The organism is Nostoc sp. FACHB-888 (assembly GCF_014696655.1).
Lineage (GTDB): Bacteria > Cyanobacteriota > Cyanobacteriia > Cyanobacteriales > Nostocaceae > Nostoc.
This window is the reverse complement of the sequence record NZ_JACJQM010000057.1, coordinates 24,201-35,613: the sequence shown is the minus strand read 5'-3', so window position 1 is coordinate 35,613 and position 11,413 is coordinate 24,201. Positions and strand designations below refer to the sequence as shown.

The following is an 11,413-nucleotide window of genomic DNA, read 5'->3' as shown; positions in this document are numbered from 1 at the left end:
ATTTAATTCAGCAACTAAAACGCCCAGACGTTCATATGTGTTTGGCCTGATTTCAATTACTGCATGGTGGAGCGAAGCTCCGCCCACATTTTGTGCCAGTTCCGTAAGTCCTGGCTGCATTTGTCTCTTGATTCGCTAGGCTATGTATATCCTGGTTCTTCCAAAGCGTACTATGGATTTTGAAAGCAAAGCCAATGCCCCAACTCCCACAGACAACATAAAGTTTGCTCAACCAACTACTACCCGTAAGCCATTAGAATTGCTGCGATATACAGAGGCTTTACTACGCCGCCCAACCGTAGCGGTACTGTCGCCGATTTTACCACCAAAACTGAGCAATAGATTCCAAGCAACCTCAGTTTTGGCAGATGATTCTTTTAAGGAATTAGCAGAAATTGACCTAGACACTATTAATGATTTTGAACTGCAACCTGCACGAATTTGTGTTGGCTTAACCTTTGTTGGTTTTGGGGCGCTGATGATATTAGTGCTGCTACTGTACTTAAACACGTTGCGTCCAGAACTCAGTACGGGTGAGCAGATTCGGCAATACTGGTATCAATATGTTTGGTTTGTTAGTTTGGGTGTTACGGGGATGTTTATGCTAGGTCGTGAAGCGATGCGTCCTATACCAAAGCGAAGGAAATAGTTCGTCATTCAGTTTTATAAGGGGGATTTAAAAATAGCCACAAAACTTTCCGATGCAGGCGAAACGCATTCTAGAGCAGGCAGATTAGCCTATATAAGCTAATAACAAGATAATGTTGGAGTAGTTCAAATATACTGTATAACTTATTGAAATAAAAATGAAAAATTGTAACTTGAATTAATCTTATTTGTAACTAAAGAGATTACGTAGATATTTAAAGCTGCAAAATATTATTAAAATGGCAAAGAATGCCAACGTTCATCTACCTCACTTTACTAATGCTGCCTTTGATATTGTCGCGATCGCAGCGTCAGCAGGCGGTCTACCTGCTTTAATTAAAGTACTATCGACTCTACCTCCATTACAGCCGCGATCGCCATTGTGCAACACCTCGCTCCAAAATATCCGTCTCTCATGGCAGAAATTCTCACAGGGCACATAGCTTTTACTGTCAAAATGGCAAAGGAGGGAGATTGCCTTACCCCAGGGATGGCTTACTATTGCTCCACCTAATCATCATTTGTTGGTTAAAAGTGACGGCACTCTTTCCTTATCACAGTCGAAATGCCCCCTGCCCTTACCTATGACTTCCGTAGAAAAAGACCCCGAATTTGAAAATCTACTAGTTTATCTCAGACAAAGTCGGGGATTTGATTTTACAACGGCGGCAGGAGGAGAAAGGAATTTGATTTTCTGACGATAAACCCCGCAAAGTTTCTTTGGTGGACTACTAGTTTAAACTATGGAAAAATCTAAAATCCAAAATTGATTGACTCTGTGCTTACTCATTTACCGACTATTAACGCCCTGAAACAACCCACTAGCTATGCTTGGGTTGAACAAGCGATCGCTAATTTAGACATCATCTTACTCGACCACTCGCACTGTGAACGCAAAGCAGCAGGCGTAGCCTTGAACATGATGTTTCGCTACCCTTCTAATACTAAAATGGTTCGGGAACTAACTGCGATCGCCCGCGAAGAACTAGAACACTTTGAGCTAGTTAATCAATGGTTAGAACGCCGGAATATTCCCCTAGCTCCCCTACCACCACCACCCTACGGCGCAGGTTTGAAAGCTCAAGTCCGCCCCAAAGAACCTGAGCGATTCCTAGATTCCTTACTAGTCACTGGTTTAATAGAAGCTCGCTCTCACGAACGCCTGGGACTATTAGCTGCTCACTGTCCAGAGCCAGAATTAGCAAAATTTTATCGTGGGCTAATGGCATCCGAAGCGCGTCACTACGGTATATATTGGGTATTAGCTGCTACTTACTTCGACAAAGAAATTGTCATGCAACGGCTTGATGAATTGGCAATTGTCGAAAGTGAGTTACTGGCGACTTTACACCCAGAACCTAGAATTCACAGTTAGTAGACTAACCCAACAGATATGAAGCTTCAGTTAACACACCTGAGACTGCTTGTATCCAACTACAAAGATTCTTTTCTGTTCTACCGGGATCTGCTGAAATTTGATGTCGATTGGGGCGATGAAGATAGCGGATATGCTGAGTTTAATACCGGATATCTCAAGCTGGGTTTGTTCAAAAAAGAATTAATGGCAGAAGTAGTCCCAAGAATTGAACAGCCTTCGTATGTTGTCAATCGAGATAAAATTGTCTTGATTTTCGCAGTCGATAACGTGGATGAGGTCTATGAGCAAGTAAAAAATCAGAATGCGATCGTTGTGACTCCACCACAAGATCGCCCAGACTGGGGAATTCGCACGGCTCATTTTCGCGATCCTGATGGCAATCTTATCGAAATCTATAATAATCTTGGAATTGTTAGTTAAAAATTTGCTGCCAATACAACTATCCAATATCTGAATTACAAACTTAGCTCTAATACCAAGGTCGGTAGACTACAAATAGGGGACATTGCAATATGTCCCCTAAAAATTTTATGTATTTCTAGCCTGACAAATGTCTTGGTCATTAAAGCTAGAATAATATTTAATTACTGTTCTAGCCAGCCTAGCTTAGACTATTTAAGTTCACTGTCTATATAGATAGATGCTGGCTTTTTCTTAAGAACTTTATTCATCAAACCAAGTACCAACAGACCAAAAATTGCGCCAGGTTCAGGAATAGCAGTTGCTGTCAACTCACCACCAAGATCCAATCTACAATTTGGGTATGTGTCGCACACCTCTGGTGAGAGATCATCCTTCAAGAATATCTTAGCCGTTGGCAATTTTTGCTCGGCATTTAGGTAGGTATAAAAATCTAACCCTGTCACATCTGTTGCAAAGTCAATTCCCAAATCAAAACCATTAGATGTGTCAAAATTGCCAGTTTGTAAAACAGTCTCTGTTACTGTATCAAAATTGAAATTGAAAGTACTGTCAGATTGTGGAAAATCGTAGTTAAAGTTTTGCAATAAACTTCCCTCTGAATTGAAGAAAGAAATTGCAAAATCAGTCAGTTGATCCTTTGTGACGATGCTTCCGATAAAACTATCATTATAGCTGAACTGCCCCTTAGCTGAATAACCTTGATCTCCTAGCCAATCAAGCTGATAAGAAGCAGCATCAGCACTGGAAACGCTCATTAAAGTAGCTATAGAACTGAAAGCAGCAACAGCTACAGTAGCTTTGATTTGGTTACGAATGCTTTTCATTTTCTTGATAAAAGTAATAGATTCTGATGCTGTGTTCGTCTGCAAACTTTTCATCTGTATGAAAGCCAATACTGATTATTGTTTAAAAGATGAACTATCTAAAATGAATTCATCTACCTAAATAGTGAGATTAAACACAGCATTGATCACTGTAATTAGGTTAGAAAAATTGTATCACTTACAGTCAAAAATCTGCTTACATCTGCTGATTGTTTTCTGTAAGATAAGCCAAAAACCTATAATTTATGCTAATACTCTTGCACTACTTTTTTTAAATAATTCTTTAACTTATCTTAAATAAATAAGATTTTGTTTGCAATAATTTTTATTAATTACATTATTTTTTGTGCAGAATAAAATATTCTAACTCAAAAATTTATAAAGTTTATTCTTTATATTTACCTGTTTATATATAGCCCTAGACTCTAGATAGCTGGTTTAGTTTGAATATATGCATCAATTTGCCAAAAATCAGGTGGATTTCATATAAATTCACCTTTAATTTACTAACCCTAAATTAAATAAAGCATTACCCAAATTTAATCAAGATCAAATATTTTTGCTTCAGCATTCTTTTTTAAGTAACCAAACCATCCTCATGACATTCTCAAGACGTAAATTCTTTGCAGTAGCAGGTACAACTGCTGTCGGCACCTTGATGGTGTCTCCTATGGAAGGTCTTTTAGCCAGACAAGGCTTTGGTCGAAAATTTGGTAAAGGATATGGGCCACTTTTACCAGATCCCAATGGTTTGTTAGATTTACCAGCTGGATTTCAGTATCGAACTTTCTCTCTAACAGGCGAACTCATGAGCGATGGCAATTTAGTGCCTGGCGGTCATGATGGCATGGCGGCTTTTCCCGGCCCCAGAAACACAGTTATTCTGGTTCGCAATCATGAACTTAGCCCTGATTCAGATACACAAGTTATCGGGCCAAGACCCTATGATCCACTTTGTAAAGGTGGTACAACAAACTTAGTTGTTGGGTCTAATTGTCAGTTAATCAAACATTTTACTTCCATAAGTGGAACCTATCGTAACTGTGCAGGTGGGCCAACTCCTTGGGGTTCATGGATTACCTGTGAAGAAAACACCTCCACTGTGGCTACAAATGATCCAAAAGATCCCGCCAATAATGTCTCAACTTCCCACGGTTATAATTTTGAAGTTCCAGCCAGTACCACTACTCCTGTGAAGCCTGAGCCTCTAATAGCTATGGGAAGATTTAACCATGAAGCTGTTGCCGTAGACCCCAAAACTGGAATTGTTTATGAGACAGAAGACCGGGGAGATAGTCTCTTTTACCGTTTCATTCCAAAAGAACGTGGCAAGTTAGAAAAAGGAGGCACTCTTCAAGCTTTAAAATTCAAAGATATTTTTCAAGCACAAACCTTTGCTGGTTTCCCCAAACGGAAGCCCATGAAAGTAGAATGGGTGACCATTACTGATCCCAATCCGCCTGAAGATACTGTACGAGAAGAAGGTTTCGCAAAAGGAGCAGCTCAGTTTGCTCGTGGGGAAGGTATCTGGTATGGTAACGGTGAAATTTACTTTTGCTGTACAAGTGGCGGTGCTTTAGAGCTTGGTCAAGTCTGGCGCTATATTCCCGCTAAAGAGACAATTGAACTGTTTGTAGAGTCTACATCTGCTGCCGAACTCGAAAATCCTGATAACATAGTTGTCTCACCCTATGGCGATCTCATCCTTTGTGAAGATGGAGATGATCAGCAATTCTTAGTAGGTGTTACTCCAAAGGGTGAACTCTATCAATTCGCCCGTAATGCTATCAATGATAGTGAGTTTGCTGGTGCTTGCTTCTCACCTAATGATAAGACTTTGTTTGTCAACATCCAAACTCCTGGTATTACTTTCGCAATTTGGGGTCCTTGGACAAGTCATAGAGGCTAATATCAAGTTGTAATATCAATGCCAGTGACGCCGATAGCGTTCGCGTAGCGTCTCGTAGAGAAGCGTTAGCGAGTCTTGCCTACGGCACGCTACGCGAACGAGCGTCATAGCCTGCTGCACGATCGCTACTATATCGTGAATTATCTTAGGCAAGCAGACAAGGGGAGGAGAAGACAATTCTCCTCCCCTTGTCTTTTGATTGACACCTTGAGAGTACCGCCTGAAGTCAACTCTGCAAGAATTGCTATTTGCTGAGTAAATTGGGATATAGAACCAGAAAAATTTTCTGTGTAAACTTGACCAGCAAATGGTAATGAAAAACTATTATCAAGATTTTGTAATTCGTGATTGGGTGCAAAGCGATCGCACCAGAGCCGCCCAAGTCATCAGTTATGTATTATCAGAATACGGTCTGGGTTGGGAACCAAAGGGCGCTGACCGAGATGTGCTGCAAGTAGAGGAATATTACTTAGCTACTGGGGGAGAGTTTTGGGTAATTGAACACCAAAGTCAGTTAGTGGGTACTGGGGCATACTACCCCATACACAGAGGTCAAAAAGCCGTAGAAATCCGCAAAATGTATCTTTTACCCAGCATTAGGGGTTTAGGATTAGGGAAATATTTGTTACAACAACTAGAAGCAGCGATCGCAGAGCGTGGTTTTGAGCAAATTTGGATTGAAACCGCCAGCGTTTTGGTGGAAGCAGTCAAGCTGTATGAAAGCAACGGCTACGCTCCAGCAACAGGAGTAGAAACAACAAGGTGTGATCGCGTGTATTTTAAGTCATTGGTTAAAGACTAATGACTAATGACAAAGGACAACCCTAAATGCACACTTGGATTAAAAATCTTACAGGCTTACTCGATCTTTTTCTCCAATCCCATTGCCCTCTGTGCCAACGTGCAACCTCGCAAGCATTTTGTCAAAACTGCACCAGACAACTGCAAAAATGTCAACGTAAAGACCCAATTTCTCTGTGGCAAGAGCCAATACCAGTATTTGGCTGGGGGGAGTATGGTGGCCCGGTGAAACGAGCGATCGCGGCGATGAAATACGAAAATCAACCCCAAATAGCTCGTCCCTTGGGTCAATGGCTAGGAGAAGCATGGTTGTTAAATTCTCCAAAGCAACATAGGCAACCTGTGGTGGTTCCCATCCCAATGCACCCTAGCAAGCAAAAGCAGCGTAAATACAATCAAGCCGCACTAATAGCACAAAGCTTCTGCGAAATAACTGGATTAAAATTGAAACTAAACGGTTTAGCAAGAGTGCGAGAAACTGAAGCGCAATTTGGTTTATCAGTATCTAAACGAGAAAAAAACTTGGCTCAAGCTTTTGCTGTTGGCCAAGAATTTCGCCATCGTCCCCCAAATGTCCCAGTGCTGTTAGTGGACGATATTTATACTACTGGTGCTACTGCTAGGTCTGCTGTGCAAACACTTCGTCAGGATGGAATTGTGGTCTTAGGATTAGTAGCAGTAGCTACTGCCGTCAAAGATGGATAAATTAAGAATTAATGGGCAAGCTTTAACAGATCAGTCCATCAATCGACCTAATTAGCCTATTTTTGTGGAATAATTACTTGAAATGTATGAATAAAGTTTTTGCGGCAGGTTTAAAACAACTCATCATCATTCCTGCCACATTGCTGGCAATAGGCATAAGTACAAGTGCAGCTTTTGCTCAAAATAAATTGTATAGTCCAATTCCTTTATCTAACACTACTGAATTTTCCGATCGCCTCTCAGACAAAGATATTCCCACAGGTCAAGGTGGGTTTGCCCGTGATTACACAGTGAAGTTAGAAAAAGGCGATAATTTAGCAGTTGACCTATCATCTGAAAACTTTGACAGCATCATCACTCTGTTAGCACCTGATGGCTCGACTTTGGCAGAAAATGATGATGGCCCTGATGGTAGTAGCAATTCCCTACTATTTACTCGCATCGTAGAGACAGGAAATTATGTGATTCGTGTCCGGTCTTTTGGGGAAACTGGGGTTGGGGCTTTTAAACTCAAGATGACAAAGCTGCAACCGATTAAATGAAGTAATCATTTGTCGTTTGTCATTAGTCATTTGTCATTGGGCAATTAATTATTCTGCTTTGCTCCCTCATCTTAAAAGACGGTCAGTACACACAGAAATAAGGCTTCAGTCCACTCGACGACTGCGCCGTAGGTATCTCCTGTGTGTCCGCCTAATTTGTGGTTGAACCACGCACCAGTTAAAGTGGCGATCGCACTTCCAGCAGTTATCATTGCCAGTGCGAGAAATAGTTGCTGTTTATCTATCAGCACAAGTAAACCACTCAAACCAAACAGCAACAACAATCCTGGTAACAAATCTTTGTAAGAACGAATGGCTTGTTTGTGAAATGCACCTTTACCGGTTGGTTTCAGGTAAGGATATCGCGCGATCGCTACCTGTTGTCCCCAACGTCCCCAGCCACAAGCAGCCATCAGCAGCAACCAACGATTTTCTGGCATATCCGTCAAGGCAGTTATTTTTAGTAACACTAAGGCGATCGCTGCCATTGCCCCAAATGCACCTGTGGCGCTATCTGCCATCACCTCCAGCCGCCGATCAGGGTCGCCCACTGCTAAACCATCAGCAGTATCCATTGCCCCATCTAAGTGTAACCCTCCAGTTATGGCAATCCAAACACTGACTACCAAAGCACTGCGACTTAGGACTGGCATACCTAGATAATCCATCCCCATATCCAGTAACCCTAAAATTCCCCCAATTATCAACCCTACAACCAAAGCAAGACGTGCTACTCCCCGAAAGTCTAAGCCATGCAAATATGGTAGTGGAATACTAGTGTAAAATATAATACTAGCTGCCAGCTTTAACAGCAGCTTTTTCCACCACTGTTGCTGTTTCGTCATCTTAGGTACATTAATATTTGGTTAATTGCTAAATAATAGCCTTGGTTTCAGTACAATCGACATAAGCAGACTTTAAAATTTTAGATAAGATTTACTTCTATTAAAGATACTCTTTGGAAGTTTTGTTATGCTAGCCTAAGTGGCACGTAAATAAGTGGAGTAGTTTTTATACATAGAACGAATGATTTAGGAAATTAAAATTCCATCAGAGATCAAAATTTGTGTTTTGTATTCGTTAACTAAAAACTTACTCCAAATTATTAGACGATTGCTCCACAAAATTGATATTTTTTTAAATGTAGGAAGTAAACAAGCTATTCAATTATGACAGTTTAGCTATGTTGTCGCTCTCCTTAGCTCAATCGCTATTTTCCTATGAGTCACCATCTACCCGACACCAGGATACCAGCTCCGTGCATTATTAACACGGGCATCATTGTGAATAAGCTCGACATCCGGCGATTGCTGGCAGATTTAGGCCGAGTCCACTACATCTACACCCAAGAAGATAAGGTACTGAGCGAGGGTGAAGGGGATGTGATGGAAGTTTTTGCCAATCCACAAAGGTCTACCTTGGTGGCTAACCATGCGCTATATCTAAATGTTTGTAGTTTTGATTACTTAGAACTCAAACAGTCGTCGCAACAAGAAACCTATTTTGATTTAATGCAAGAAGGAGTGTGTCTGCGGTTGATTCCCCGCTCAACCCCTCTACAAGAGCGACGAGAGCGAACCTTCAATTTCAGCGCTATAGAAGCGATGATGGAGCAAGTCCTCTCAGCCAGATGGGATGCAGAAATTGACGATGACTGTTCTGATTCTTTTTAAAATAGCGACTGTTATACCAAATTTATGTGAAGCTGCGATTTATTGATATAGGGGCAATTATCAAGAAAGGCAGAGGGCAGGAGGCAGAAGGCTTTTATGGAATTCTGACTCCTGCTCTCTGCCCGTGACCGTAGGGAACAAGGGTCTAAAACCCCGTCGTCTACACGGCGCAAACAACATTGGGCGGGGTCTGAATTCCCGACGAAAAAGTTCCTTCTGCCTTCTGCCCTCTGCCTCCTGCCTTCTTCAAATAGATTGCCTCTACATCGTATAGTTTTGCGTAAGTCGTGTAGGCGCATCTTCAAAAATATAAAATGGTATGAGTGCGAATTTTTCCTTTGAATGTCTTGCTTGCTGTAGTCAGACAAAAGCTAGAGCCGGAGTGTTTTTTACTCCTCACGGTATTGTAGAAACCCCCAGATTTATGCCAGTGGGAACGCTAGCTAATGTCAAAACTATCACCCCAGCCCAGCTACGAGATACTGGGGCGCAAATGATCTTATCCAATACTTATCATCTTCACCTACAACCAGGAGAAGCGATCGTGGCTGGGGGTGGTGGGTTGCACAAATTTATGGGTTGGAATGGGCCAATGCTCACAGATTCGGGTGGGTTTCAGGTGTTCAGCTTAAGTGAAATGCGGAAAATTACTGAAGAAGGCGTTACTTTCCGCTCACCCCATGATGGACAAATTATTAACTTGACTCCAGAGCGCTCCATTGAAATTCAAAATACTTTAGGGGCAGATGTGATCATGGCCTTTGATGAGTGTCCACCCTACCCAGCCACTCGCCAAGAGGTAGAAACTGCAACTGAGCGCACTTACCGTTGGTTAGAACGCTGTATAACGGCTCATCAAAGCAGCGAGCAGGCTTTGTTTGGGATTGTACAGGGGGGCGTGTATTTGGATTTGCGTTGCCGTGCGGCGGAAGCTTTGGCTAAGTTGGATTTGCCCGGATATGCCATTGGTGGCGTGAGTGTGGGAGAACCACCAGAAATGATGGCTGAGATTGTGAAAGTGACAGCACCGCTTCTACCGCCTGAAAAGCCACGTTATTTGATGGGTGTCGGTACTTATCGGGAAATGGCGATCGCGATCGCATCTGGTGTAGATTTATTTGATTGCGTAATTCCCACCCGTTGGGCAAGACATGGAACGGCAATAGTCCAGGGCGGACGCTGGAATTTAAAAAATGCTAAGTTTCGTGAAGATTTTACGCCATTAGATGAAACTTGTCCTTGCTACACTTGCCAAAATTTTAGCCGGGCTTACATATCTCATTTAGTGCGATCGCAGGAAATTTTAGCTTATACATTGTTAAGCATTCACAACATTACCGAACTAATTCGCTTTACACAGCATATTAGAGAAGCAATATTAAGCGATCGCTTTGTTACAGAATTTGGTCACTGGCTAAACTCATCTGAACCAGCACCAGATGAAGAGGAAATTACAAATGACAAATAACTATTGACCAATGACCAGCACCTAAACCATGTTAAGATATTTCTCAATTATGAACGCTGTGTTGGATAGTTGGATTTAAACAAAAATGGAAGCAGCACTTTTATTAGCAAAACTGCCTGAAGCATACCAAATCTTTGATCCTTTGGTGGACGTTCTCCCAGTCATCCCCGTATTCTTCTTGTTGCTTGCTTTCGTTTGGCAAGCAGCCGTGGGATTTAGGTAAGTTAATCTATTTTTCAATTTATAGAACAGGTACTATACCTGTTCTATTTTTTTGTGGGGCTATATTTGATAAAGTTAATATTTATTAATATATTGTAATGATTTAATATAATAAATAAGATGTGAATCAAGCCATGTCAATATGAAGCCTTAAAAGCCAAGCTTAGAGTCAAAGAGAAATCAGTTATGGGTAATATCAAATTCGTTAAAGAGAATAAAGAAGTAGTGGCGGCAGATGGTGCCAATCTGCGGCTCAAAGCGATGCAAAATGACATTGATATATATAAGTTCATTGGCAAGATGACCAATTGCGCTGGGAATGGTCAATGTGGTACTTGCGTTGTCGAGATAGTCGAAGGACTAGAAAATCTTTCCCCCCGCACAGACGTAGAAAACCGCAAATTCAAAAAAAAGCCGGAAAATTACCGCCTTGCCTGTCAAACTTTAGTGAATGGCTCAGTCAGTGTGGTTACGAAGCCTTAAGTTCTCAAATCTGCCACTGCTTCAATTTGTATCCAGTCATAAGTCAAAATACTTACCAAAATTAAGTTTCCTGATTTTGAATTTTGAATTGGTATAACTCTGTCGTCGATGATGCTATCCTAATGTTGTTGACTGGAAATTTAAGAGAGGTTTTCTTGCCATGCAAGTTAATGACCTGGGGTTCGTAGCGAGCATTTTGTTCGTGCTAGTTCCCTCTGTGTTTTTACTAATTCTGTACATCCAAACTGCTAGCCGCGAAGGTGGAAAAGATAGTTAAGAGTTTGTGTATCAAATAAAGAACCCCTACACTACTGGTGCAGGGGTTTTTATTTATCAA

15 protein-coding genes and 1 pseudogene are annotated in these 11,413 nt (G+C 41.5%); 13 read left to right on the top strand and 3 right to left on the bottom strand.

Annotated elements, in window-relative coordinates; translation table 11 throughout:
- Nucleotides 1-172: 172 nt before the first annotated feature.
- The 4 genes and pseudogenes from H6G26_RS26055 (at nt 173) to H6G26_RS26040 (ending at nt 2,446) form a co-directional block, all read left to right on the top strand.
- A complete protein-coding gene (locus tag H6G26_RS26055) occupies nt 173-649 on the top strand; it encodes a hypothetical protein (RefSeq protein ID WP_190732608.1) in 477 nt (158 codons plus the stop codon).
- 238 nt (nt 650-887) lie between these two features.
- Nucleotides 888-1,214 (top strand): annotated as a pseudogene (locus H6G26_RS26050) (chemotaxis protein CheB); the annotation flags it as partial.
- A 212-nt stretch (nt 1,215-1,426) separates the two neighbouring features.
- A complete protein-coding gene (gene miaE / locus H6G26_RS26045; RefSeq protein WP_190732607.1) occupies nt 1,427-2,023 on the top strand; it encodes a tRNA isopentenyl-2-thiomethyl-A-37 hydroxylase MiaE in 597 nt (198 codons plus the stop codon).
- 18 nt (nt 2,024-2,041) lie between these two features.
- Nucleotides 2,042-2,446, top strand: a complete 405-nt coding sequence (locus H6G26_RS26040) for a VOC family protein (RefSeq protein WP_190732605.1) — start codon at nt 2,042-2,044, stop codon at nt 2,444-2,446.
- Between the two features lie 191 nt (nt 2,447-2,637).
- Here the strand turns inward: H6G26_RS26040 and H6G26_RS26035 are convergent, their stop codons facing one another.
- On the bottom strand, nt 2,638-3,273 hold the full coding sequence (locus H6G26_RS26035; protein WP_190732602.1) for a PEP-CTERM sorting domain-containing protein: 636 nt from the start codon (nt 3,271-3,273) through the stop codon (nt 2,638-2,640).
- Between the two features lie 598 nt (nt 3,274-3,871).
- Between H6G26_RS26035 and H6G26_RS26030 the strand changes: the two genes are divergently transcribed.
- On the top strand, nt 3,872-5,182 hold the full coding sequence (locus tag H6G26_RS26030) for an alkaline phosphatase PhoX (protein WP_190732600.1): 1,311 nt from the start codon (nt 3,872-3,874) through the stop codon (nt 5,180-5,182).
- A gap of 15 nt (nt 5,183-5,197) precedes the next feature.
- Here H6G26_RS26030 and H6G26_RS26025 read toward each other — a convergent pair whose 3' ends face one another.
- On the bottom strand, nt 5,198-5,359 hold the full coding sequence (locus H6G26_RS26025) for a hypothetical protein (protein WP_190732598.1): 162 nt from the start codon (nt 5,357-5,359) through the stop codon (nt 5,198-5,200).
- Between the two features lie 136 nt (nt 5,360-5,495).
- Here H6G26_RS26025 and H6G26_RS26020 point away from each other — a divergent pair, with 136 nt between their 5' ends.
- From H6G26_RS26020 to H6G26_RS26010, 3 genes are all read left to right on the top strand, one after another.
- Nucleotides 5,496-5,984 carry a GNAT family N-acetyltransferase gene (locus tag H6G26_RS26020; protein WP_190732596.1) on the top strand — a complete coding sequence of 163 codons (489 nt, stop codon included), beginning with the start codon at nt 5,496-5,498 and terminating at the stop codon, nt 5,982-5,984.
- Nucleotides 5,985-6,010: 26 nt separating this feature from the next.
- Complete coding sequence (locus tag H6G26_RS26015) at nt 6,011-6,688, top strand: ComF family protein (RefSeq protein WP_190732595.1); 678 nt, start codon at nt 6,011-6,013, stop codon at nt 6,686-6,688.
- An 86-nt stretch (nt 6,689-6,774) separates the two neighbouring features.
- The gene (locus H6G26_RS26010; RefSeq protein ID WP_190732592.1) at nt 6,775-7,230 is read left to right on the top strand and encodes a PPC domain-containing protein; all 456 of its coding nucleotides are present in this window, start codon (nt 6,775-6,777) and stop codon (nt 7,228-7,230) included.
- A gap of 71 nt (nt 7,231-7,301) precedes the next feature.
- Here the strand turns inward: H6G26_RS26010 and cobS are convergent, their stop codons facing one another.
- Nucleotides 7,302-8,075, bottom strand: a complete 774-nt coding sequence (cobS, locus tag H6G26_RS26005; RefSeq protein WP_190732590.1) for an adenosylcobinamide-GDP ribazoletransferase — start codon at nt 8,073-8,075, stop codon at nt 7,302-7,304.
- A 375-nt stretch (nt 8,076-8,450) separates the two neighbouring features.
- On the opposite strand from cobS, the gene H6G26_RS26000 reads away from it, so the two are divergent.
- The 5 genes from H6G26_RS26000 (at nt 8,451) to psbM (ending at nt 11,353) form a co-directional block, all read left to right on the top strand.
- The gene (locus H6G26_RS26000; RefSeq protein ID WP_190732588.1) at nt 8,451-8,903 is read left to right on the top strand and encodes a hypothetical protein; all 453 of its coding nucleotides are present in this window, start codon (nt 8,451-8,453) and stop codon (nt 8,901-8,903) included.
- A gap of 319 nt (nt 8,904-9,222) precedes the next feature.
- Nucleotides 9,223-10,371 carry a tRNA guanosine(34) transglycosylase Tgt gene (gene tgt, locus H6G26_RS25995; RefSeq protein ID WP_190732586.1) on the top strand — a complete coding sequence of 383 codons (1,149 nt, stop codon included), beginning with the start codon at nt 9,223-9,225 and terminating at the stop codon, nt 10,369-10,371.
- A gap of 85 nt (nt 10,372-10,456) precedes the next feature.
- Nucleotides 10,457-10,594 carry a photosystem II reaction center protein K gene (locus H6G26_RS25990; RefSeq protein ID WP_006195022.1) on the top strand — a complete coding sequence of 46 codons (138 nt, stop codon included), beginning with the start codon at nt 10,457-10,459 and terminating at the stop codon, nt 10,592-10,594.
- Between the two features lie 185 nt (nt 10,595-10,779).
- The gene (locus H6G26_RS25985) at nt 10,780-11,076 is read left to right on the top strand and encodes a 2Fe-2S iron-sulfur cluster-binding protein (protein WP_190732583.1); all 297 of its coding nucleotides are present in this window, start codon (nt 10,780-10,782) and stop codon (nt 11,074-11,076) included.
- Between the two features lie 160 nt (nt 11,077-11,236).
- Complete coding sequence (gene psbM / locus H6G26_RS25980; RefSeq protein ID WP_096540882.1) at nt 11,237-11,353, top strand: photosystem II reaction center protein PsbM; 117 nt, start codon at nt 11,237-11,239, stop codon at nt 11,351-11,353.
- Nucleotides 11,354-11,413 lie beyond the last annotated feature (60 nt).